Source organism: Gordonia tangerina, from assembly GCF_021556435.1.
Taxonomy (GTDB): Bacteria; Actinomycetota; Actinomycetes; order Mycobacteriales; family Mycobacteriaceae; genus Gordonia; species Gordonia tangerina.
In genome coordinates this window covers 14,196-36,645 of sequence record NZ_JAKGCU010000012.1, presented here as the reverse complement: position 1 = coordinate 36,645, position 22,450 = coordinate 14,196, and the positions used below count along the sequence as shown (strand labels likewise).

Here is a 22,450-nt window from a genome sequence, read left to right as displayed (position 1 = left end):
CGGCGGCGGGCGCAGCCGTCGCCGTCAGGATGCCACCCGCGGCCGCGGACCCACCACCGCATAGCGTGCGCACACGAATGCCCGGTTTCGCGCCGTGTCAACAAGTTCCAGGTCATATCGTCGGGGGAATAGTGGGCGACCCTCGCCGAGCGTGACCGGCGCGAACGACACCACGATCTCGTCGAGCATTCTCGCGTCAGCGAACTGTGCTGCCAGATCGCCACCACCGACGATCCAGATGTCCTTGCCTCCGGCGGCCGCCACCAGAGCGTCTCGCTTGCTCCCGGGATCGCCGGTGACAACGGAGATGGTATCGGCGATCGGCGTGATCTCGCGGTGGGTGAACACGAAGCACGGAATGTCGTATGGCCACGGCTTTCCATCGCTGACCTCGTTCTCGAGTAGCCAGCGATATGTGGTCCAACCCATGACCATGGCGCCGATGTCAGCGATGAACTCGGTGTAGTTCATCGCGCCGCCTTCGTCGATGGGTTGGGTGAGCAACCAGTCCAACGAATCGTCCGGGTCGGCCAGATATCCATCGAGCGTGCTCGCCGTGTAGTAGCGGAATATGGGATGTGAACTCATAGCGTGCCTCCAGATCGGTGTCGGTGCCACATGATGGGGTCGGGATCGGCGCCCGTCGTGTCGATGCCGGCGTCGGCAAGCATCCAACGGACCAGTTGTCGCCGATGAGCAGAAAAGGTCAGGACGTGCGCCCAGATCTGCGACAGCAGAAACGACTCCGGCGGATCGCAGATTGCGTCGACGATGCGATCCGACCACGCCGAGCGGCGATCGATGTCACGGGTCAGGGCCAGCCAACGTGGAGCTATCTCCTGGTGTAGTTCCGTCAACACCGTCACGTCCATCGCAATGTCGAGGTCGGGTGTGTCCTCACCGTCGATGCTGGCCAGCCATGGGGCCTTGCCCGCGACGAGCTGCGTCATGACCTGTGCGATCGATTCCTCTGGACCACTCCACTGCAGCACTTGGTGGCCGGGCAATCGTGGCGCACAGTAATCGGATTCGTCGATTCCTTTGACGATCTCGAGCAGCGCCTCGATGTCCTCGAGGTCGTGGCGTGTCATCATGGCGAGAACGTCACCTGCAGATTCTTCAGTCGCGTTGTCGCTGTCGATGTACAACACGGTCGGCGAATGGAAATGGATGCCGTTCGGTGACGGCAACCAGTGGCCGCGTACGTCACGAGAACCGAGACGGCTCGGCGCATGGCCGAACGCCCGCGCGAACGCGCGGGCGAATCCGTCCACCGACTCGTAACCCGCAGCAAACGCCGCATCAGTCACCGACGAATCACGCTGGAGCTGCCATGCGGCTCGCTCGAGCATCACCCGACGCCGCATGGCCACCGGCGACTCGCCGACATGACGGGTCAACTGTCGACTGAAGTGAAACGCCGAGGAGTGTGCGCCGGCGGCCATGTCGTCGAGGCTGCGATGGTCCTCACTCAGCACCGCATCGAGTAACTCGCGGATACGATCACGCCCCGTCTCCTCAACCATGCACTCAGTATCCGCCGGTCGCGTGCCCCGACGCCCGACCATTCTTGCTCTGTTGCGACTGTTGGTCTGTTGCGACCCGACCGCGGTCCTGCTGGGTGACGGCCGGTGGGTCAGGTGTACAGAAATCGAAAAATGTCTACCAACTCGTTGACACCCATCCGAAGGCACGTCTCTAATGATCGAGTGACCTACGACACAATCATTCGTGACGGGCTCTGGTTCGACGGCAGTGGCACTCCGCCGGCCGTCAGATCCATCGGCATCCGCAACGGCGTTGTCGCCGTGGTCTCGGCCGACCGCATCGACGAGACCGGGTGCACAGACGTGATCGATGCGACGGGCAAGTGGGTACTGCCAGGGATGATCGACATCCACACCCACTACGACATCGAGGTGCTCGCGCAGCCGGAGCTCGCCGAGTCCCTGCGGCATGGGGTGACCACGGTGCTGGTGGGCTCGTGCTCGCTCTCGACCGTCCATGTCAACGGGACCGAGGCGGGAGACTTGTTCGGTCGGGTCGAGGCGATCCCACGCCACCACGTCATCGACACCATCGATACGCACAAGACGTGGTCGACTCCGGCGGAGTACGTGGATGCGCTCGAACGTCGCGCCCTCGGCCCGAATGTCGCCGCATTCATCGGGCACTCCGACATGCGGACTGCGGCCATGGGCCTCGACCGGGCCACCCGCAATGCTGTCCGTCCAACCGCAGCGGAGCAGGCGCAGATGGAGCGCTGGCTGGCCGACGCCTTGGACGCGGGTTTCGTGGGAATGTCGTCGCAGCAGCTGTTGTTCGACAAACTCGACGGCGACACCTGCCGCTCACGTACTCTTCCGTCGACCTTTGCCAAGCCTCGAGAACTGCGGCGTCTCAAGTCGCTGCTCCGCAAGACCGGTCGCATCTTGCAGGCCGGCCCGGACATCACCAACCCGGCCAACGTCGGCTCGCAAGCCTTCACCTCGCTGGGGATCGGGCGACGCAAACTCAAGACGAGCCTGCTCTCGGCGGCCGATATCAAAGCGAACCCCTACGCCATCAAGATCATGGGACCGCTTGCGGGACTGGTCAACCGGCTCGGCGGTGACTTCCGCTGGCAGCATTTACCGGTGCCCTTCGAGGTGTACGCAGATGGCATCGACCTGGTGATCTTCGAGGAATTCGGTTCCGGTGCGGCCGCCCTGCACCTCAAGGAGGAGTTCGCACGCGACGAGCTGCTGCGCGACGAGGACTACCGCCGACGATTCCGCAAGGACTACGAGTCGAAGTTCGGTACACGCGTCTGGCACCGCGACTTCTTCGACGCGGAGATCGTCTCCTGCCCAGACGAATCGGTGGTCGGGAAATCGTTCGGACAGGTCGGACTCGATCGAGGTGGACTCCATCCGGTCGACGCCTTCCTCGACCTCGTGGTGGAGCACGGCACCGACATCCGATGGCGAACCACCATCTCCAACCACCGACCCGAAGTCCTCAAACAGATGGCCCGCGAGCCGGGAATCCAACTCGGCTTCTCCGATGCCGGCGCACATCTGCGGAACATGGCCTTCTACAACTTCGGTCTGCGGCTGCTCAAACATGTCCACACCGCCGAGCAGCGTGGCGAGCCCTTCATGGACGTTGCCGCCGCCGTCCACCGCATGACCGGTGAACTCGCCGACTGGTATGGCATCGACGCCGGGCACCTGCGACCGGGGGACCGGGCCGACCTGATGATCGTCGACCCCGAGCGCCTCGACGAATCGCTCGAAACGTACGCCGAGGCAACCGTGCCGGCATTCGGCGGCATGTCGCGGATGGTCAATCGCAACGACGACACGGTGGTCGCGGTCTTCGTGAGCGGCCACAAGGTGATGGACCGGGGCGCAGCGACCGATCGGGTGGGGCAGACCCGGACGGGCCAGTTCCTCCGTGCGGGTCGTCGCGGCGATCCGGTGACCGAGGTTCGGTCAGGCCACGACGCGCAGCCGTCGCAGGGAGCGACACTCGCCGAGGCCGGAGCAACAGAGTGACCCCGACCGACACCGTCCTCGGCCTCTGGCGGGCACTTTCCGACCGTGATTGGGATGCGGTGGTCCCGTTCCTGGCCGACGACTGCATCTACCTCGACGTCCCGTTCGGTCCCACGATGGCCGCCCGCGGGCCCGCCGACATCGTCGCACGCCTCAAGGTGGGTCTCGAGCCGTTGTCGGCGTGCCACAACCACGACGGTCTGATCGTGGCCGACGGCGACGACGTCACCTACGAGCATTCGGAGACCTGGACGTGGCCCACCGGCGAGGTCGCCGACCTGCCGTTCGTCACCATGCATCGCGTGCGCAACGGTCAGATCACCCTCTGGAAGGACTACTGGGACTCGGCAACCCTGCTCAACAGCGCCCCGCCGACGTGGATGGACGACCTCATGACCGCCGATACGAGCTGGGTCTACGACGCCACCGGACAGGTCTGAGGATCAGTCGCGGTTGAGGCGTGGCAACAACGCCGCGGTCTTCGCCTCGGTCCAACCCGGCGGCTCCAGGATGTCGGCCCACGCGTAGGGCAGCGCCGCCTTGTAGTCATGACCGTGTCCGTCCGGAACATTCACCGCGACAGCCATGTCGGCGGACACTTGCAGGAAGGTCACGAACGGGATCCACCGGGTCGAGGACAGCACATCGCGACCTCTCGGTTCTGCCAGCCAATCCGGTTCATTGAGAATCAGATTCGGATTCCACCACGTGATGGGGTCGCTGGCATGCTGCAGGTACACGATGCGCGACGGCTTCCATTCCGAGTCGGGATGGGAAAGATCGGTCTCGTCGGCGATGAAGCGAACCTGCGTGCCGTCGTCATAGACCGGCAGCACCTGCGGCGAGTCCCCGTCCCGGTTGTTCGTGGTGTCGTTCCACAGAGTGTTGTTGAACGTCGGACCGCTGAACAGCGCGCCGTCGGTCCGCGCCGCCAACGCCGGGATTGTCCCGAACGCGGCCTCACCGGCGAACGATCCCAGACTCTCACCGAAGACGACGAGTTTCGGCCGATCCGCCTCCGGCAGAGCACGTACGCGTTCGGACACGGCTTCGAACAGCGCGCGCCCGGCCTGGCGCGCGCGCTCTTTGTCCACCAGGAACGACAGCCAGCTCGGTAGATACGAGTACTGCATACTGACCGTCGCGGTATCGCCGTTGTACATGTACTCCAGCGAATCCACCGTCGCCTTGTTGACCCAGCCGCTGCCGGTGGTGGAGGCCACCGCGACGACGGCCCGTTCGAGACCGCCGGTCCGCACGAGCTCATCGGCGGCCAACTCCGCCTCTTCGCGCAGACTGTCCGCCGACTCCAACCCGGCGTACACCCGGATCGGCTCCTGTGCCGGCGCCCCGTTGAACACCGACAACGCACCCACATCGGGCCCCTTGGCGACGAACACCCGTCCTTCGCGGCCGAGCGAATCCCACGTGACCAGCGAGCCGGGACCGCCGGAGCGCAACGACGAGGTGGGCGGCGACGTCTCGGCTTTCGTCTCATCGTTGGCAGCAGCGAAACTGGCGTTGAGCCACTGCATCGAGTACTTCGCCACCACGCCGTTGAGGATGAAGATCGTCAACAGGACCACCACGACGGCACCCACCGCTGCCGACACGCGCGGCGGGGCGACCCGGTTGAGGTGCCGCACACACCAGCGCACCGAGTATGCGAACAACCGCCCCAGGCTCACCAGGATCAAGAACACGACCACACCCACGATCGGGATCAGCGGGTAGGAGTTCCAGCTCAGGCGATCCACACCCATCAGATCGCGAATGTCGTCCTGCCACTGGGCGAACCACACCAACATCAGCACGGTTCCGATGACCGCGATCCCACCGAGGACTAGCCATGATCGCCGTGCCGGCGGGCGCCAGGGTTCCTCGCGCGACATCATGTACCGGATGAACCAGCTGACGAACGCGCCCAGGCAGTAGCCGACGGCTGCGGATGCGCCGCTGACCACGCCTTGGAAGAACGCTCCGCGCGGTAGCAGTGACGGCGTCATGGAGAACCAGACAAAGACCAGGGCGACGGTCACCGGTACAAAGCGGTAGCGGCCGAGGTGTCGCCGCCACCAGGGAACCACAGGCTTTCCGGCAGGCGAATCGACGTTGTCGTCGGCCGGACGATTGTTCTCGGTCGATAGGGGATTCTCCGAAGTCACCGGCGCTCCTCCGCTGTTGTCGGCGCGATGACCTTATCAGCGGAGGCAGCGGCACGCGCGGATCTCAGATCACCCGGTCATCCGGCGATGCGGTCGCCGGTGTCGGGATCGAACAGGTGTACCGCCCGGTCGATTTGGTGCAGCCGCACCGATTCTCCGGCCTTGGCCGGCGCACGCTGGGGAGACCGGGCGACCAGGGTGACCGGTTCACCGTCGAGGTTGGCGATGGTTGGGTCGTCGACGCGGGCGTAGATGTAGCTTTCGCTGCCGAGTTCTTCGAGTAGGGCGACGTCGGCGTCGATGCCGGTGTCGCCGATGGCGAGGTGTTCGGGACGGATCCCGACGATGACTTTGCCCAGTCCGGATTTGCGGAGCAAGGCTTGCGTTTCGTTGTCGAGGTCGACGGTGGATCCGGCGATGGTGATGGCGCCGTCGGTGACGGGTGCGGTGAACAGGTTCATGGCGGGTGAGCCGATGAAGCCGGCGACGAAGGCGTTGACGGGTCGGTCGTAGAGGTCGGCGGGCGTGGAGAACTGTTGGAGTACGCCGTGGCGCAGGACGGCGACGCGATCGCCCATGGTCATGGCTTCGACTTGGTCGTGGGTGACGTAGACGGTGGTGGTGCCCAGGCGGCGTTGTAGTGCGGCGATTTGGGTGCGGGTTTGTACGCGTAGTTTGGCGTCGAGGTTCGAGAGGGGTTCGTCCATGCAGAACACTTGGGGTTCGCGGACGATGGCGCGGCCCATGGCGACGCGTTGGCGTTGACCGCCGGAGAGTTTGGCGGGTTTGCGGTCGAGGTAGTCGGTGAGGTCGAGCAGGCGGGCGGCTTCGGCGACTTTGGCCGTGCGTTCCTCGGTGGGGATGCCGCGCATCTTGAGCGCGAAGCCCATGTTCTCGCCGACGGTTTTGTTGGGGTAGAGGGCGTAGTTCTGGAAGACCATGGCGATGTCGCGGTCTTTGGGGGCGACGCCGACCATGTTGTTGCCGCCGATGCGGATCTGGCCGGAGTCGATGTCTTCGAGGCCGGCGAGCATGCGCAGTGCGGTGGATTTGCCGGAGCCCGAGGGGCCGACGAGGACGACGAATTCGCCGTCTTCGATGTCGAGGTTGAGGCGGTCGACGGCGAGTTTGTCGGCGCCGGGGTAGACGCAGCAGGCTTGGTCGTAGGTGATGGAAGCCATGATCGGTATCTCCTGAGACTGGTGAGGGTGAGGGGTGGGGTCTATTTGATTGCGCCGAAGGACAGTCCGCGGACGAGTTTGTTCTGGGCGATCCAGCCGCAGATGACGACGGGCAGGGCGGCGAGGACCGAGGCGGCGGATAGTTGTGCCCAGTAGAGGCCTTGCCCGGACATGAAGCCCGTGAGGAACACCGGCATGGTCTGGGCGTTGACGGCGGTCATGTTGACGGCGAAGAAGAATTCGTTCCAGGAGAAGATGACGCAGATCAGTGCGGTGGCGGCGATGCCGGGGGAGACCAGTGGCAGGATCACTTCGCGCACCGAGGTCCAGAGGCTGGCGCCGTCGATGCTGGCGGCTTCGAGGAGTTCTGCGGGTACTTCGAGGAAGAATGAGCGCATCATCCACACGGCGATGGGCAGGTTCATGGCGGTGTAGAGGATGACCAGGGTCCAGATGTTGTCGAGCATGCCGATGCGTCCGACGATGACGTACAGCGGGATGATGGCGGCGACGATCGGCAGCATCTTGGTGCTGATGAAGAAGAACAGTGCGTCTTGGGTTTTGCGGACCGGGCGCAGTGACAGGGCGAATGCGGCGGGCACGCCCAGCGCCAGTACCAGGATGGTGGACACGATGGTGGCGAACACCGAGTTCAGCAGTGGTGTTCCGATTCCGGCGTCGAACACTTCGCGGAACTGGTCGAGGGTGGGGGTGAAGATGAACGTCGGTGGGTCGGTCGCGGCCTGGCTTTCCTTCTTGAACGCGGTGAGCACCATCCACAACACCGGAAAGAAGAAGCCCAGCGCCAGAATCCAGGTGAGCACCGTCAGTAGGGCGCCACGGGTGTCACGTTTGCGGGTGATCTCCACACCGTCGATGGTCGCCGAGGACCGGTGGGTGGGGGTAGTGGTGGTGGTCATCAGGCCGCCTCCTCGTTTCCGGTGAAGGTCTTGAAGATCAGACGCAGGGCCAGCGAGGCGACCACGATGGTGCCGATCACGGTGACCACGCCCATCGCCGCGGCCTGACCGATGTCGAAGCCGAGGAAGGCTCGCTGATAGATGTAGAACGGTAGATTCGCGCTGGACACGCCTGGTCCGCCGGAGGTCATCATGTACACCGCGTCAAACGTGTTGACCAGGTAGATCGCCCCCAGCACGGCGCCGAGTTCGATGAACCGGCGCAGGTGCGGCAGGGTGAGTTCACGGAACAGTCGGAAGCTGGTGGCGCCGTCGACGCGGGCGGCCTCCTGGATGTCGTGGGGCATCGACTGCAACCCGGCCAGGATCAGCAACATCATGAACGGCGTCCACTGCCACACCAATTCGGCGATGACGCTTATCAGCGGATAGGTGCTGAGCCAGTCGGTCTGTACCCCGAACGGGCTCAGCAACCAGTTGACGAGGCCGTTGGTCGGCGAGAGCAGGCTGGTTTTCCACAACAGTGCGGCGGCGACCGGCGTCACCAGGAACGGCGTGATCAGCAGGGTGCGTACGATGCCGCGGCCCAGGAACTTCCGATCGAGCAACAGGGCGAACACCAGCCCGAGGATCACCGAGGCGATCACCGTGCCGGCGATCAGCACAATCGTGTTGAGCGTGACCCGCCAGAACTGGGTGTCGGTGAACACCGCGAGATAGTTGTCGATCCCGACGAAACTGCGCGAGCCGGGCCGCACCAGGTTCCAGGACTGGGTCGAGTAGAACAGGGTGAACAGGAACGGTACCTGCGTCACCACGATCATGAAGATCAACGCGGGCAACAGCGGTCCACGCCTGCGCCAACCCTCGGCGCGGGAGATGTGGTCGCGCTTCGAGCTCGGCGCCGCGGGCTGCGGTTGGGCCCCGGGCTGGGCGAGTGTGGTGGCCACGGCTCACCTCTCCTTCTGGTAGGTCTTACCCACCGTCTCGGCGTATTCCTGACTCTGTGCGAGCGCCTGCTCAACACTGATCTGCCCGGCGATCGCTGCGGAGATCTGTTGGCTGACGCGAGTTCCGAGATCCTGGAATTCTGGGATCGCGAGGAACTGGATGCCGGTGTAGGGGACCGGCTTCAAGGTGGGGTTCTGCTGATCTGCGGTCGTCATCGCCGACAGGGTCGCGTCGGCAAAGGGCTCCGAGATCTCCTCGTACGCGGGCAACCGATATGTCGACATGCGGCTGCCCGGCGGGATGTGGCTTGCCCCCAGCGTCTCCGATACATACTTGATGTAGTCGCGGTTGGTCATCCAGTCGATGAACTTCCAGGCCTCATCCTGTTTGGTACTGCTGGTGGGGATTCCCAGCGACCAGGTGTAGAGCCATCCGTTGTCCGCCTTGGCCATTCGCGGAGCGGGCAGATAGCCCACATCGCCGGCGATGGTCGAGGTGTCCGGGCTCTCGAGGACCGACACCGCCGACGTCGCGTCGTACCACATCGCGACCTGGCCCTGGGAGAGCAGATTGCCGCACTCCTGGAATCCGGAGGACGCCGCGCCCGGCTCACCGTGGTCGCGCACCGTGTCGACGTAGAACTTGACAGCCGCCTCGACCTCGGGGCTGGTCAGCTGGGCGTTCCAGTTCTCGTCGTACCAGCGGCCGCCGAACGCGTTGATGACGGTGTTCAGTGGCGCCAGCAACTCACCCCATCCGGGCTTGCCGCGCAGGCAGATTCCGGAAACGTCGCCGGTGTCGAGCTTCGCTGCGACCTCCGCCACCTGCGGCCACGTGGGGTTCGCCGGCAACGACACGCCGGCGTCAGCGAACATCCGCTTGTTGTACATCAGGAATGACGACTCGCCGTAAAACGGCGCCGAGTACATCGAACCGTCGTACGACAGTGCAGATTTCAGCGTGGGAATGAAATCGTCGGCAGCGTAACTCGGGTCGGCCTCCATATACGGCGTGAGGTTGACCAGCCAGCCGTTCTCGGCCCACATCGGTGTCTCGTAGTTGCTGATCATCACCACGTCGAACTCGCCGCCCCCGGTGGCCACCGAGGCGGTGATCTTGGCGCGGGCCTCGTTCTCCGACAACGTGACGAACTTCAGCTTGATGCCGGGGTTCTCCTTCTCGAACTGCCCGGACAGTGCGACCGCGTCCTGCATCTGCGAGTTGGAGACCATCGCGACTGTGACGGCGTCACCACCCCCGCCGGTCAGGGATCCGGCACCCGAGCAGCCGGCCAGCACGAGCGCGGCAGCGGCCGCCACCGAGGCGAGACTGACCCGCGTGCGACGCGAACCGGGTGTGCGTCGACGACCGTATCTCGGTCCTAGCGCCATCAGAGTTCACCTTTCTGTTGCGCGACAAGCCATTCAGCGGTGGGGAGGTCGGTGACGAGAATCGTCGAATACCCGCCGCGGATGGCGCCGAGGATGGAGTCCCGGCGGTGCTCTCCACCGGAGACGAGAATGCTTGTGGGGCAAGCCCGGACACTGTCCAGGGGAACCGACACCGTGCGGTCTACGAGGGTCGACTGCACCGCACGACCATGGTCGTCGTAGAAGCGTCCGCCGATCTCGCCGACGGCACCGAGTTCGTCGAGTTCGTCGAGCACGATCGCATCGATGAATGCACCTTCGAACAAGGTCGTCGACGTCGACACCGAACCCACACCGAAGAGCATCACGTTCGCCGATCGGGCAGCCGAGAGGGACTGGGAGAGGATCGAATCCCGTTGCAGCGCGGTGACCGTGTCGGGATCGGCGTAGAGGGGAGCCACCAACCGCATCGGCCGCGCGTGAAGTCGGTCCGACAGGCGGGCGAGGGCGTGATCGACGCCGGTGTGGTATTCGACGGAGGTCATCGACCCGTCCATCTGGACGACCTGTCGGCACGACGAGGTGGCCGCCATCGCGTCGGCGACGGCAACCTGCTCGGGGCCCCACGTGAAGCCGAGCACGTCGGTCGGCTGGATGCGACGCATCAGCACGGACGCACCGGCTCGGCCGAGTGCGGCGTTGGCCGAGGCGCTTCCATCGGCGATCTCGTCGATGATGAGCACCTCGTCGAGGCCGAATGTCTCCTCGACGGTGCGTTCGAGATCGGTGTGGATGGACGAGCTCAGGTGACTCGGTGCACTCACCGTCACCTGAACCAGGCCCTGAGCTCGCGCTCGCGCGACCAGTCGGCCGGCCGTGGGCCGGGACACGCCGAGGCGTTTGGCGATCTCGGCCTGGGTGAGTCCCTCGAGGTGATACATCGTGGCCGCTCGTACGAGTAGGCGCAGGTCGTGTCCGGTGTCCGGGGTGGTCCTCGGGGGACTCGTCATCTGTCGCCTCAGTTCGATCGGGTGAGCATTTGCTCACTAGCCGGGGATATGCTCAATACGCTAACATCGGGAATGTGATCTACGCAACAGCAGTGACCGAGAGTGACCCAGGGAGTACTACGACGATGCGCGCCAGTGTGCTGCACCCGGATGGGGCGTTGACCATCGACGAGCGGCCTGTGCCGCAACCCGCCGCGGGTGAGGTACTCGTGCGTGTCGGTGCGGTCGGGCTGTGCGGTTCGGACGCGCACTACCTACGACACGGTCGGATCGGTGAGTACGTCGTCACCGCGCCGATCGTGCTCGGTCACGAGGCCGGCGGCGTGATCGTCGGCGTCGGCGCGTACGTGTCGGCATCCCGTGTGGGACAACGTGTCTCGATCGAGCCGCAGACGCCCGACATGGCCAGTCCGGAGTCCCGCAGCGGGCGCTACAACCTGTGTCCGCACATGCGCTTTTTCGCCACACCGCCGGTCGATGGAGCACTCTGCGAGTACGTCACCATCGGCGACGCCTTCGCCCACGCCGTTCCCGACCATGTCAGCGATGAGGCGGCGGCGCTGTGCGAACCGCTGTCGGTGGCGATCGCGGCCATCCGGAAAGCCGAGGTGGCGGTGGGGGATTCGGTGCTCATCGCCGGAGCCGGACCGATCGGCCTGCTGTGTGCCCAGGTCGCACGGGCGGTGGGTGCCGACCGGATCGTGATGAGCGAGCCCGATGCGCAGCGCCGCGCCATGGCGTCGACATTCGGGGCGACGGATGTCGTCGATCCGGGAGGACCGTCGGCTCGTGTCGACGGTGTGACGGCGTTCATCGATGCCAGCGGTGTTGCGGCAGCTGCGGTCGAGGGAATCCGGGCGCTGAGCCCGGCCGGCCGCGCTGTGCTCGTCGGCATGGGTGCCGATGAGATGACGTTGCCGACCAGCGTCATCCAAAACCGTGAGATCGTCCTGACCGGGGTCTTCCGGTATGCCAACACCTGGCCGACGGCGCTCTCGTTGATCTCCTCCGGGCGGGTCGACGTCGACGCGATGGTGACCGGCCGCTTCGGACTCGACGAGGTGCGGGCGGCGCTCGACGCCGATCGGACTCCGGGTTCCATCAAGGCGATCGTGTACCCGGGTGGTCTTCCAGATCCGTCACGTCCAGGACCGTCGCAGCAGGCCGGCCTCGCTGCGTCCACCGGCGCAAGTTCAGATCCCCACGCAGACAAGGAAGTGCACCCGTGAGCGACATGTACGAGCTGACCCAGGCCGGACTCGCCGACATCCACACCGTACCGACACCGTCCTATGACCGTCGGCAGATGCGCTGCGGAATAGTGCATTTCGGCGTCGGTGGGTTTCATCGAGCACATCAGGCCAGGTATCTCGATCGTCTCCTCGCCGCAGGTGACTCCGACGACGCGGCCGACTGGGGCATCTGTGGCGTCGGTGTCCGGCCGGCCGACGCGGCGATGCGCGATGCCCTGGTCCCGCAGGATGGCCTGTACACGCTGACCCTCAAACACCCCGACGGAGAGGTCGAGACCTCGATCCTCGGCGCGATCGTCGACTACCTGTTCGCGCCGGACGACCCCGAGCGGGTCGTCGAGAAATTGGCTGCTCCCGAGACCCGCATAGTCTCCCTCACCGTCACCGAGGGCGGGTACAACTTTTCGCCGTCGACCGGAGAGTTCGACCTGGACAATCCCGAGATCGTCGCCGATCTGACCGACGATGCGGTACCGCGCACGGTGTTCGGCCTCGTGACCGAGGCGCTGCGCCGTCGGCGTGACCGAGGCATCGAATCGTTCACGGTGATGTCCTGTGACAACATCGCGGGCAATGGGCATGTCGCGCAGTCGACCTTTCTCTCCTATGCCCGCGCGAAGGACCCGGATCTGGCCGAATGGATCGCCGAACACACCCGCTTCCCGAATTCCATGGTCGACCGGATCACTCCCGCGACACCGCCCGAGTTGCGCGCCGAGGTGCTCGAGCGAACCGGTGTCGACGATCGCTGGCCGGTCGTCGCGGAACCCTTCACGCAGTGGGTGCTCGAAGACACGTTCTCGATGGGGCGACCCGCGCTCGAGTCCGTGGGCGTCCAGGTGGTCGACGACGTCACCCCCTATGAACTGATGAAACTCCGTCTGCTCAACGCCGGACATCAGGCCCTGTGCTACTTCGGCTATCTCATGGGCTATCGCTACGTGCACGAGGCGGTCGCCGACCCGCTGATCGCCGAGCTGTTGCGGCGCTATATGTCCCGGGAAGGACGGCCCACCCTGCAGCCGGTTCCCGGCGTCGACCTGGACAGCTACACCGAGACCCTGATCGCGCGCTTCGGCAATCCGTCCATCGCGGACACCATCGCCCGCCTGTGTCAGGACTCCTCGGACCGGATTCCCACATGGCTGGTGCCGGTGATCCGGGACCGGCTGGCCGACGGGGGAGATGTACCGCTATCGGCGGCGGTGGTGGCGTCGTGGACCCGCTACGCCGAAGGGGTGGACGAGGACGGCGACGAGATCCGCGTCGTCGACCCGCTGGCGGCGCAACTGGTCCCGGCGGCTCGACGATCGCGGACCGAACCGTTGGCCTTTGTGGCCGACACATCACTGTTTGGCGACCTCGCCCGCGATGAACGGTTCACCAAGCCCTATCTGGCCGTGCTGGAAGCACTGCGTCGCGATGGCGCCCGCGAGACCTTGTCGGGGTTGCTCGCATGACGCTGGTGGCGGGTGTCGACTCATCGACCCAGTCGTGCAAGGTCGTCGTCTGTGATGCCGACACCGGACGCGTGGTCCGGACTGGTTCGGCGGCGCACCCGGCGGGTACCGAGATCGATCCCGAGCACTGGTGGACAGCCCTGCAGACCGCCATAGCGGAGGCAGGCGGGATCGACGATGTCGCCGCACTCTCCGTTGCCGGCCAACAACACGGGCTGATCTGTCTCGACCGTCGCGGCACCGTGTTGCGTAAGGCGTTGCTGTGGAACGACACCCGATCTGCCGCCAGCGCGACAGCGTTGATCCACGAGTTCGGTGGCGCAACCGCGTGGGCGGACCGCGTGGGCGTGGTACCCGTGGCATCGATCACGGCCACGAAGCTGCGTTGGGTCGCCGACAACGAACCAGCGGTGGCCGATGCCACGGCTGCGGTGTGCCTGCCGCATGACTGGTTGACATGGCGGCTGCGCGGGAGCGCAGATATCACCGCGCTCGTGACCGACCGTAGCGACGCATCCGGTACCGGCTATTACTCCGCGGCCACGGGTGGCTACTGCGACGATGCGCTCGACGTCTCCTTCGGCGGTCGCCGGCCCGTGCTGCCCCGGGTGCTCGGTCCTGCGGAGACCGCCGGAGTCACCCCGCAGGGTTGCGTGATCGCCGCCGGGGCCGGCGACAATGCCGCTGCCGCATTGGGTTTGATGGCGTCGCCGGGTGACTGCATCGTGTCGCTGGGCACCTCGGGGGTGGTCAGTGCGGTCACCGATACGCCGCCACGCGACGCGTCCGGACTGGTGGCGGGTTTCGCCGACGCCACCGGACGGCAGCTGCCCCTGGTCTGCACACTCAACGGTGCCCCCGTGCTCGCGGCCACCGCCCGCATGCTCGGGGTGGATCTCGACGAATTCGGTGCACTCGCGCTCGCGGCACCTCCCGGAGCCGACGGGCTCGCGTTGGTGCCCTACCTCGCGGGCGAGCGGACACCCAATCTGCCCGATGCCACAGGATCATTGACGGGTATCACCGCAGACAACTGGACCCCCGCGAATGTGGCGCGCGCCTCGGTGGAAGGCCTGCTCTGCTCGCTGGTGTATTGCCTGGACCTGATCGGCGGTCAGGGCGTGGACGTCGAGCGGATCGTGATGGTCGGGGGTGGCGTCCGGTCCGAGGCCGTCCGCGCCATCGCGCCGGCGTTGTTCGGTCGCGCGGTGTACCTGCCGGAACCGGGTGAGTATGTGGCGCGCGGTGCGGCCCGACAGGCAGCCTGGGCGCTGACCGGCGATCTGCCGCGCTGGGAGGTGCCGGCCGATCGGCGCCAGGCACCGCGCGCCGACCCGGAGATCTACGCACGCTATCGGACGGCAACCGATCTGGTCCTGCGTCGGTGAATCCTCAGGTGGTCAGCGGCGCCGCACCGAGAAAGGTGCCCGCCCCGGTGACGAGTGGGAGATCGAGGGTGGTCCGAATTCCCGACGGGCCGTCCACCACCGCAGGGATCGCGTTGACGATCCGACCCGCAGCCGCGACGATCGCGGCGTGGTTGTGGTCGCCGTGCTCGCTGGTGGGACAGATGTCCACGCGGTAGGACGGTTCGCCGACGATCTCGACCCGGTAGCACCCGCCGGGCTGCGCAGGCCGCGCCCACTCGGCCCCCAGGTCCTCGCGAAGCCGGGTCACGTGCTCGACCACGATCGCTTCTCGGCCCTCGACCATGCCGATGATCTCGAAGCGCACTGCGGCGCGCGTTCCCTCGTCGATGTGTCCGGACGCGATGTCGAATGCCTCGGGAGCCGCCTCGTCCTCGTATTTCTCGACGATCTCGTCCACCGTGACGCCCAAGCCCGCGGCCAACTGTCGAATCGTGGTGCCCCACGCCATTCCCAGAATCCCGGGCAGGAAGAGCATGGGTGTCTCGGACATCGGCTTGCCGAAGCCCATCACGTCGAACATCACGGTCGCGCCGTCGTAGGTCGCATAGTCGGCGATCTCCATACACCGGATCTGCTCGATCTGCTGGCAGGTGCCCGCGAATGCGAACGGGATCAGATCGTTGGCAAAACCGGGGTCGACCCCGGTGACAAAGATGCTCGCCTCGTTGCGGGTCGCGGTCTCCTCCAACTTCCGTACTGCCTTGTCGGGCATGACTCCCCATGGGAACTGCAGCGTGTTCGGCGCCGACCCGACCACGTCGATGCCGGACGCCAGGAGTCGCACACAGTCATCGAATGCCTCGAGCGGGCGGGTGTCGCCCATCGCGCAGTAGACGACGCAATCCGGTTCGGCCCCGATCACCGCGTCCAGATCGCTGGTGGCGATCACGCCGGTCGGTTCGGTGTCACGGCCGGCGAGCTCTGCGGCGTCCTTGCCCACCTTGTCCGGATTCGACACACACACTCCGACGAGTTCGAACCGGGCGTCGTCGATGAGCTGTCGCAACGCGAGCCGGCCGACGTTCCCGGTACCCACGTGACCCACCCGAATCGTCATCGAACACTCCTTGTGCTGGTCAGGTGAACAATTGTCCGGACTGTTGTCCATTCAGTAGAACATGGCAGGCGCCGAATGGGTAGAACCTGTTCTCATTCAGCTGCTGACCAGGTACTCTCTGTCGCCATGGGACGTGTTGATGACAAGGTTGCGTTGATCAGCGGTGGGTCGCGGGGGATGGGCGCAGCACATGCGCGCATGCTCGTGGACGAAGGTGCGAAAGTCGTGATCGGCGACATCCTCGACGAGGAGGGCAAGGCGCTCGCCGACGAACTCGGCGACGCGGCGCGGTATGTGCATCTGGATGTGACCTCACCCGACGACTGGGCAGCCGCGGTGGCGACGGCGCTCGGGGACTTCGGCAGACTCAACGTGCTGGTGAACAACGCTGGGATCGTCAACGGTGCGGAACTGCAGAAGTTCCGCCTCGACAAGTGGCAACAGATCCTCGATGTGAACCTCACCGGCACCTTCCTCGGCATGCAGGCGGCTGTGGAGCCGATGATTGCCGCGGGTGGTGGATCGATCATCAACGTCTCGTCGGTCGAGGGGTTGCGTGGCAGCCCGTGGGCGCACGGCTACGTCGCCACCAAGTGGGGCGTTCGCGGACTTGCGAAATCGGCTGCGCTGGAACTGGCCCCGCACAACATCCGGGTCAACTCGATCCATCCCGGGATGATCCGCACGCCGATGACGGAGGGTTTGCCGGAGGACATCGTGAAAACCCCGCTGGGCCGACCCGCCGAGTCCAGTGAGGTGGCGACCTTCGTGGTGTTCCTCGCCAGTGATGAGTCCTCGTACGCAACCGGAGCCGAGTTCGTCATGGACGGCGGGCTCACCGCCGACGTCCCGCACAACTGACCTGTTCGCTCAGATGTCGTTACCCGGCTTCTTTGCATGAGTCTTCCGAGCGTCCCCACCTGCTCCCTGAGGAGCCACCACCCGCTCCCTGAGGAGCGAGGCGCTAGCCGAGTGTCACGAAGGGCCCTTCGTGACAGTTCTCCGCTAGCGCTCCGAACCTCCTCAGGGATCGGTGGTGGGCCTCCGCTGGCGCTCCGAGCCTCCTCAGGGATCGGTGGTGGGGGTGGTTGGTCGTGCAGGTCTTCACCCCGCTCCCTGAGGAGCGAGGCGCTAGCCGAGTGTCACGAAGGGCCCTTCGTGACAGTTCTCCGCTAGCGCTCCGAACCTCCTCAGGGATCGGTGGTGGGCCCCCGCAAGCTCCGGGCTTCCTCCGGGATCGGGGGTGAGCGCGACCGCGTGGAGAATTTATTCAACAAGCGTTGACCTCCGTCGTCGCAGGTCATACGCTCGCTGCATGCGCGCAATGATTCTCAAGGAGTTTCGCGAACTGCGGCGCGACCGCCGCACGCTGGCCATGCTGATCGTCTTGCCGTTGCTTCTGCTGGTGATCTTCGGCTACGCGGCCAACTTCTACGTGTCCTCGGTGGAGACCGCGGTGGTCGGGCCGTCGGCCGAACGAGCGGCGACTGCGTTGCCGTCCTACTTCGAGGTCACCGAGACCAACACCGCCGACGGGGTCTCGCAGGCGCAGGACATGCTGCGCGAGAACAAGGTCGACGTGGTGGTGGTGACCGGAAACCCGGGGTCGCAACCCACCGCCTACGTCGACGGGTCCAACCTGTTCGCAGCGCAGTCGACGGTGTCGATCCTGAACAAACTCGGTGGACAGGTCCGGACCGAGGTGATGTTCAATCCGGACCTCAAGACGTCGTGGGTGATGGTCCCGGCCATCATCGGCCTCATCTTGACCTTCATCGGCACGATCATCACAAGCATCGGATTGGTCCGCGAGCGCGAAGCGGGCACGCTCGAACAACTCGCGGTGATGCCCATCGCGCCGAGCCAGGTGATCCTGGGCAAGATCGTGCCCTACTTCATCCTCGCCGCGATCGACATGACCGTGGTGACCGTGCTGGGCATGCTCCTGTTCGACGTCCCGTTCAACGGCAATGTGCTCGTCTTCGCCCTCGGCGCCGGGATCTTCCTGTTCGTCGTCCTCGGACTCGGCGTGATGATCTCCACCATCTCCCAGACCACCGGCCAGGCCATCCAGACGGCCTTCTTCTTCCTGTTGCCACAGATATTGTTGTCCGGCATGATCTTTCCGCTCGACGCAATGGCGGCGGGAGTTCGATGGATCGGCTATCTGCTGCCACTGACCTACTTCACGATGATCTCGCAGGGTGTGATGCTGCGCGGCGCCCCGATCGAGTCGCTGTGGCTGCCCTTGGTGGTGCTCGCCGTCATGGCGATCGTGGTGTTCACCGCCGCAACCCTGCGGTTCCGACGTGATCTGGCTCCCGACGTGAGGAGACAATCGTCGCCGGGGCGAGGGACCGCGGCGGAACCCTCGGGTGCGGACGTCGCATGATCGCGGCGCGGTCGGTGACGGTGGCCTTCGGTGCGACGACGGCACTCGACGACGTGACCGTGGCGGTGGCACCGGGGCAGGTGGTGGCGCTCGTCGGTGGCGACGGCGCCGGAAAGACCACGCTGCTGCGCACACTTGTGGGCGAGGTCGCTCCGGACCGCGGGGTCGTGGCGGCGCCGGACAAGCATCAGATCGGCTATCTGTCCGCGGGCCCGGGCAGCTGGGCGGCCCTGACGGTTCGCCAGAATCTCGACTTCGTCGGCGGCATATACGGATTGACCGGCGATGAGCTCGTCGACCGGCGGGAGGACCTCATCGACCGGGCAGGCCTCCGGGTCGCCGCCGATCGCTTGGCGTCAGCTCTGTCCGGGGGGATGCGCCGCAAACTCGGCGCGGCGATGGCCATGCTGCATCACCCGGAGTTGCTGGTGCTCGACGAACCGAGTACCGGAGTCGATCCGGTGAGCCGTATCGACCTCTGGCGGATGATCTCCGAGGCGGCAGCCGCCGGTGCCGCCGTACTGATGTCGACGACGTACCTCGACGAGGCGGAGCGCGCGGGTGAACTGGTTGTCCTCGACCGGGGCCGGGTCCTGACCACCGGGTCCTACGACGATGTCCGTGGAGGTTTCACCGGCACGATCACGGCGTCGACGACGCCGACACGTCCGGAATGGTCGTGGCGGCGAGGACGTCAGCGGCGCGAGTACTGGCCCGACGGCGATCCCGCAACCGACGCCGACGTGATTGCGCCGGATCTGGAGGACATCGTCATCGCGCTGTCGATGACGCGACGGCATCAGGAGGCGCCGACATGACATCGGACGAGGTTCTCCGTGCGCGTTCGGCAACCCGACGATTCGGTGATTTCACCGCTGTCGATGCGGTGTCGATGGCGGTGCGCCCGGGTGAGGTCGTGGGCCTCCTGGGCGCCAACGGGGCGGGCAAGACGACCCTGATTCGGCTGCTGCTGGGATTGCTGGCCCCCACCGACGGGGCCGTCGAACTCCTCGGTGGTCCACCGGATCGCTCCCACCGAGCGCGGATGGGGTACGTGCCACAAAATCTCGGCCTCTACCGCGACCTCACGCTGGCGGAGAACCTGGCGTTCAGCGCGGGGGCCTACAACTGCGCAGTTCCAGACCTGCCCGCGGCGCTGCGCGACGTGCGGGACACCCTGGTCGGTGACCTGGCGTTGGGTGCGCAGCGGCAGGCGGCGTTCGTGGTGGCCTTGGCGCATCGGCCGGAGGCGCTGGTTCTCGACGAGCCGACCTCCGGTGTGGACGCGCTGGCCCGGGCCGAACTGTGGGACACCATCCGCGCGCAGGCCGACCGCGGCGTGGGGGTCCTGGTCACCACCCACTACATGGAGGAAGCGCAGCACTGCGACCGCCTGTTGCTGATGGCCGGCGGCGCACTCGTCGCATCGGGAAGCGAACACGACATCATCGGCGACACCCGCGCGGTGGCGGTGCATACGGCCGACTGGGCCCGCACATTCGCGGTGCTCAACGATGCAGACATACCGGTGATTTTGGACGGCACGGCGATTCGGGTGCCCGACACGGATCCGGCGATGATCGCCTCGGCGTTGTCCGAGGCCGGGGTCGACGCCGAGATCAAGCCGGTCCCCGCCACCATCGAGGAACGGATGCTGGTCCTGGCCAGGTCCCGATGACGTCGGCACGCGGCCGTGGACGGCCCAAACTCGATCGGACCGTCGACAACCGCGAGCAGATCCTGACCACGGCGCGAGAAATGTTCTCCGAAAGCGGATTCGAGCGGACCACGATGCGGGCCATCGGGCGGCGTGCGGGAGTGGACCCGGCGCTCATCCACCACTATTTCGGCACCAAGAACGACCTGCTCGTGGCGGCGTTGCGACCCGAGGTGGATGTGGCCACCGTGTTCGCCGGAATCGCCGACACCGACGCCACGGTGGGATGCGAGTTCGTGTATCGGGTCGTCGACTTCTGGGAGCGAGATCCCCAACAGCGGGCACGGGCGGTCGCGCTGTTGCGGATCGCGGTGACCCATGACCAGGTCGCCGATCGGCTGCGGGAGTTCTTTCTCGGCGTGGCGACCGGAGTGCTCGGCGAGTTCGTGTCCGCTGATGAGCGCGGGCAGCGCGTGGCCATGGTGATGTCGCAGATGCTCGGGTTGCTGATGGCGCGGTATGTGATGCGAGTGCCGGCAATCGCCGACGCGGCCGCATCGGATCTGAGTCGCTGGGCGGGCCCCACCATCGACCGGTACCTGTTCGGCGACATCACGAACCCATCGGACCGACGGTGAGATACGGGTTGCGTCATCCCGGCATCCGGCGTGTCTGTACCCGCATGCGGGAGAGTAGACATATGAAACTGTCGCGCACACGATCCGTCGTGCTGGTGGTCGGCGTCGTCGCGGTGGTGGTCGTGGTCAACCTTGTCGCCCATGGTGCGTCGGGTACGGCTGCGGTGCTGGTGGTGCCTGGCGCGGCCGTGGTGCTGGTGCTCGGTGCCCGGATGGCGGGGCTGGACTGGCGCGAGATGGGTCTGAGCCGATCCGAACTACGTGCCGGGATTCCCTATGCCGTCGGCGCCGTGGTGGCGGTGTTCGCGATCGTCTCTGTGGCCGTCGCGATCCCGGCCACCCGACAGTTCTTTCTGTCCGACCGCTTCGACAGCGCATCCGCGGCCGCCTTTGCCGCCCTGGTGACGATCCCGCTGCAGACGGTGCTGCCCGAAGAGTTGATCTTCCGGGGCGTGTTGCAGGGCAGCCTCGCCCGGTTGTTCGGCGTGCGGTGGACACTCACGCTGGGCGCGATCGCATTCGGTTTGTGGCATGTGACGTCGTCCCTGGGTCTGACCGCCGGCAACGAGGGACTCAGCGGCGTGCTCGGTTCCGGGACGGTCGGTCAGATCGCGGGTGTGCTCGGTGCCGTGGCGGCCACGACGGCTGCGGGATTCGTGTTCGGATGGCTACGGCATCGGACGACGAGTCTGCTCGCACCGGTCGCGCTGCATTGGGCACTGAACGCGACCGGCGCGGTCGGCGCCGCGGTCGCCTGGCATCTGCCCTCCTGACGGTCGCGGGATCAGGTGGTGCCGAAGATCCGGTCCCCGGCGTCCCCGATGCCGGGCACGATGTAACCGTTCTCGTCGAGTTCCCGGTCGACGGCGGCGGTGAAGATCCGCACATCCGGATGTGCGGCCTGCAGGGTCTCGATTCCCTGCGGACACGTCAGCAGGCAGACGAATTTGATCGATCGCGGCGAGTACTCCTTGATGCGGTCCACCGCTGCGACCGCCGAATGTCCGGTTGCCAGCATGGGATCCACGATCACCACATCGCGCTCGGCGAGGTCGCCGGGCATCTTGAAGTAGTATTCGACGGCGATGTGGGTCTTCGGGTCCCGGTAGAGCCCGATGTGTCCGACCCGAGCGCCCGGCACCACGGTCAGCATGCCGTCGACGATCCCCGTACCGGCTCGCAGGATCGACGCGAACACCACCTTCTTGCCGTCGATGACGTTGGCGGTCATGGTCTCCAACGGGGTGTCGATGGAGATCGGGTGCATGGGGATGTCGTGCAGCACCTCATAGGCCATCAAGGTGGAGATCTCGGTCAGCAGTCGACGGAAGTCGTTGGTGGAGGTGTCCTTCCGTCTCAGCAGGGTGAGTTTGTGCTGCACCAGCGGGTGGTCGATCAGAACCACGTCGTCCATGTCACGTCCTTCG

Annotated in this window: 21 protein-coding genes; 11 read left to right on the top strand and 10 right to left on the bottom strand. The window is 65.7% G+C overall.

From position 1 onward, the window contains the following. Positions 1-24: 24 nt before the first annotated feature. Positions 25-588: a dihydrofolate reductase family protein gene (locus tag L1892_RS13895; protein WP_235724198.1), complete on the bottom strand. Its 564-nt coding sequence runs from the start codon at positions 586-588 to the stop codon at positions 25-27. Continuing rightward, the gene (locus tag L1892_RS13890) at positions 585-1,526 is read right to left on the bottom strand and encodes a helix-turn-helix domain-containing protein (protein WP_235724197.1); all 942 of its coding nucleotides are present in this window, start codon (positions 1,524-1,526) and stop codon (positions 585-587) included. The genes L1892_RS13895 and L1892_RS13890 overlap by 4 nt, the downstream gene beginning before the upstream one ends. A gap of 132 nt (positions 1,527-1,658) precedes the next feature. Here L1892_RS13890 and L1892_RS13885 point away from each other — a divergent pair, with 132 nt between their 5' ends. Both L1892_RS13885 and L1892_RS13880 read left to right on the top strand, forming a co-directional pair. Next, positions 1,659-3,539, top strand: a complete 1,881-nt coding sequence (locus tag L1892_RS13885; RefSeq protein ID WP_235724196.1) for an N-acyl-D-amino-acid deacylase family protein — start codon at positions 1,659-1,661, stop codon at positions 3,537-3,539. Next, entirely contained in the window at positions 3,536-3,979 is a 444-nt protein-coding gene (locus L1892_RS13880; protein ID WP_235724195.1) for a nuclear transport factor 2 family protein, read from the top strand. Before L1892_RS13885 ends, L1892_RS13880 begins: the two co-directional genes overlap by 4 nt. Before the next feature lie 3 nt (positions 3,980-3,982). Here the strand turns inward: L1892_RS13880 and L1892_RS13875 are convergent, their stop codons facing one another. From L1892_RS13875 to L1892_RS13850, 6 genes are all read right to left on the bottom strand, one after another. Next, entirely contained in the window at positions 3,983-5,704 is a 1,722-nt protein-coding gene (locus L1892_RS13875; protein WP_235724194.1) for an alpha/beta hydrolase, read from the bottom strand. A gap of 77 nt (positions 5,705-5,781) precedes the next feature. Continuing rightward, a complete protein-coding gene (locus L1892_RS13870) occupies positions 5,782-6,885 on the bottom strand; it encodes an ABC transporter ATP-binding protein (RefSeq protein WP_235724193.1) in 1,104 nt (367 codons plus the stop codon). Positions 6,886-6,926: 41 nt separating this feature from the next. Next, positions 6,927-7,805: a carbohydrate ABC transporter permease gene (locus tag L1892_RS13865; protein ID WP_235724192.1), complete on the bottom strand. Its 879-nt coding sequence runs from the start codon at positions 7,803-7,805 to the stop codon at positions 6,927-6,929. Further along, complete coding sequence (locus L1892_RS13860) at positions 7,805-8,755, bottom strand: carbohydrate ABC transporter permease (protein ID WP_235724191.1); 951 nt, start codon at positions 8,753-8,755, stop codon at positions 7,805-7,807. The genes L1892_RS13865 and L1892_RS13860 overlap by 1 nt, the downstream gene beginning before the upstream one ends. 3 nt (positions 8,756-8,758) lie before the next feature. Next, positions 8,759-10,147: an ABC transporter substrate-binding protein gene (locus L1892_RS13855; protein WP_235724190.1), complete on the bottom strand. Its 1,389-nt coding sequence runs from the start codon at positions 10,145-10,147 to the stop codon at positions 8,759-8,761. Beyond that, positions 10,147-11,136, bottom strand: coding sequence for a sugar-binding transcriptional regulator (locus L1892_RS13850; RefSeq protein ID WP_235724189.1), 990 nt, complete (start codon positions 11,134-11,136; stop codon positions 10,147-10,149). The genes L1892_RS13855 and L1892_RS13850 overlap by 1 nt, the downstream gene beginning before the upstream one ends. A gap of 125 nt (positions 11,137-11,261) precedes the next feature. Here L1892_RS13850 and L1892_RS13845 point away from each other — a divergent pair, with 125 nt between their 5' ends. Genes L1892_RS13845 through xylB form a run of 3 tightly spaced genes read left to right on the top strand, consistent with a single transcriptional unit; the run spans position 11,262 to position 15,237 of the window. Next, positions 11,262-12,365, top strand: a complete 1,104-nt coding sequence (locus L1892_RS13845) for an NAD(P)-dependent alcohol dehydrogenase (RefSeq protein WP_235724188.1) — start codon at positions 11,262-11,264, stop codon at positions 12,363-12,365. Between the two features lie 5 nt (positions 12,366-12,370). Next, positions 12,371-13,849 carry a mannitol dehydrogenase family protein gene (locus L1892_RS13840; RefSeq protein WP_235724282.1) on the top strand — a complete coding sequence of 493 codons (1,479 nt, stop codon included), beginning with the start codon at positions 12,371-12,373 and terminating at the stop codon, positions 13,847-13,849. Next, positions 13,846-15,237 (top strand): xylulokinase, encoded by a 1,392-nt coding sequence (gene xylB, locus L1892_RS13835; RefSeq protein WP_235724187.1) that lies wholly within the window; start codon positions 13,846-13,848, stop codon positions 15,235-15,237. The genes L1892_RS13840 and xylB overlap by 4 nt, the downstream gene beginning before the upstream one ends. A gap of 4 nt (positions 15,238-15,241) precedes the next feature. On the opposite strand, the gene L1892_RS13830 is transcribed toward xylB, so the two are convergent. Continuing rightward, positions 15,242-16,336: an NAD(P)H-dependent amine dehydrogenase family protein gene (locus L1892_RS13830; RefSeq protein ID WP_235724186.1), complete on the bottom strand. Its 1,095-nt coding sequence runs from the start codon at positions 16,334-16,336 to the stop codon at positions 15,242-15,244. A 126-nt stretch (positions 16,337-16,462) separates the two neighbouring features. On the opposite strand from L1892_RS13830, the gene L1892_RS13825 reads away from it, so the two are divergent. The 6 genes from L1892_RS13825 (at position 16,463) to L1892_RS13800 (ending at position 21,796) form a co-directional block, all read left to right on the top strand. Next, entirely contained in the window at positions 16,463-17,197 is a 735-nt protein-coding gene (locus tag L1892_RS13825; protein ID WP_235724185.1) for a glucose 1-dehydrogenase, read from the top strand. Between the two features lie 454 nt (positions 17,198-17,651). Further along, positions 17,652-18,728: an ABC transporter permease gene (locus L1892_RS13820; RefSeq protein ID WP_235724184.1), complete on the top strand. Its 1,077-nt coding sequence runs from the start codon at positions 17,652-17,654 to the stop codon at positions 18,726-18,728. Next, positions 18,725-19,546, top strand: a complete 822-nt coding sequence (locus tag L1892_RS13815; RefSeq protein ID WP_235724183.1) for an ABC transporter ATP-binding protein — start codon at positions 18,725-18,727, stop codon at positions 19,544-19,546. Before L1892_RS13820 ends, L1892_RS13815 begins: the two co-directional genes overlap by 4 nt. Next, the gene (locus tag L1892_RS13810; RefSeq protein WP_235724182.1) at positions 19,543-20,406 is read left to right on the top strand and encodes an ABC transporter ATP-binding protein; all 864 of its coding nucleotides are present in this window, start codon (positions 19,543-19,545) and stop codon (positions 20,404-20,406) included. Before L1892_RS13815 ends, L1892_RS13810 begins: the two co-directional genes overlap by 4 nt. Then, on the top strand, positions 20,403-21,023 hold the full coding sequence (locus L1892_RS13805; protein WP_235724181.1) for a TetR/AcrR family transcriptional regulator: 621 nt from the start codon (positions 20,403-20,405) through the stop codon (positions 21,021-21,023). Before L1892_RS13810 ends, L1892_RS13805 begins: the two co-directional genes overlap by 4 nt. Positions 21,024-21,085: 62 nt before the next feature. Continuing rightward, positions 21,086-21,796, top strand: coding sequence for a CPBP family intramembrane glutamic endopeptidase (locus L1892_RS13800; protein ID WP_235724180.1), 711 nt, complete (start codon positions 21,086-21,088; stop codon positions 21,794-21,796). 11 nt (positions 21,797-21,807) lie between these two features. Here L1892_RS13800 and upp read toward each other — a convergent pair whose 3' ends face one another. Continuing rightward, the gene (upp, locus tag L1892_RS13795) at positions 21,808-22,437 is read right to left on the bottom strand and encodes a uracil phosphoribosyltransferase (RefSeq protein WP_235724179.1); all 630 of its coding nucleotides are present in this window, start codon (positions 22,435-22,437) and stop codon (positions 21,808-21,810) included. Positions 22,438-22,450: the final 13 nt, after the last annotated feature.

Coding starts and splice junctions, on each gene's coding strand:
- L1892_RS13840 (WP_235724282.1), top strand. CDS start 12,371: ATGTACGAGCTGACCCAGGCCGGACTCGCCGACATCCACACCGTACCG.
- L1892_RS13855 (WP_235724190.1), bottom strand. CDS start 10,147: ATGGCGCTAGGACCGAGATACGGTCGTCGACGCACACCCGGTTCGCGT.
- upp (WP_235724179.1), bottom strand. CDS start 22,437: ATGGACGACGTGGTTCTGATCGACCACCCGCTGGTGCAGCACAAACTC.
- L1892_RS13870 (WP_235724193.1), bottom strand. CDS start 6,885: ATGGCTTCCATCACCTACGACCAAGCCTGCTGCGTCTACCCCGGCGCC.
- L1892_RS13885 (WP_235724196.1), top strand. CDS start 1,659: ATGTCTACCAACTCGTTGACACCCATCCGAAGGCACGTCTCTAATGAT.
- L1892_RS13895 (WP_235724198.1), bottom strand. CDS start 588: ATGAGTTCACATCCCATATTCCGCTACTACACGGCGAGCACGCTCGAT.
- L1892_RS13815 (WP_235724183.1), top strand. CDS start 18,725: ATGATCGCGGCGCGGTCGGTGACGGTGGCCTTCGGTGCGACGACGGCA.
- L1892_RS13805 (WP_235724181.1), top strand. CDS start 20,403: ATGACGTCGGCACGCGGCCGTGGACGGCCCAAACTCGATCGGACCGTC.
- L1892_RS13865 (WP_235724192.1), bottom strand. CDS start 7,805: ATGACCACCACCACTACCCCCACCCACCGGTCCTCGGCGACCATCGAC.
- L1892_RS13810 (WP_235724182.1), top strand. CDS start 19,543: ATGACATCGGACGAGGTTCTCCGTGCGCGTTCGGCAACCCGACGATTC.
- L1892_RS13820 (WP_235724184.1), top strand. CDS start 17,652: ATGCGCGCAATGATTCTCAAGGAGTTTCGCGAACTGCGGCGCGACCGC.
- L1892_RS13850 (WP_235724189.1), bottom strand. CDS start 11,136: ATGACGAGTCCCCCGAGGACCACCCCGGACACCGGACACGACCTGCGC.
- L1892_RS13800 (WP_235724180.1), top strand. CDS start 21,086: ATGAAACTGTCGCGCACACGATCCGTCGTGCTGGTGGTCGGCGTCGTC.
- L1892_RS13845 (WP_235724188.1), top strand. CDS start 11,262: ATGCGCGCCAGTGTGCTGCACCCGGATGGGGCGTTGACCATCGACGAG.
- L1892_RS13825 (WP_235724185.1), top strand. CDS start 16,463: ATGGGACGTGTTGATGACAAGGTTGCGTTGATCAGCGGTGGGTCGCGG.
- xylB (WP_235724187.1), top strand. CDS start 13,846: ATGACGCTGGTGGCGGGTGTCGACTCATCGACCCAGTCGTGCAAGGTC.
- L1892_RS13890 (WP_235724197.1), bottom strand. CDS start 1,526: ATGGTTGAGGAGACGGGGCGTGATCGTATCCGCGAGTTACTCGATGCG.
- L1892_RS13830 (WP_235724186.1), bottom strand. CDS start 16,336: ATGACGATTCGGGTGGGTCACGTGGGTACCGGGAACGTCGGCCGGCTC.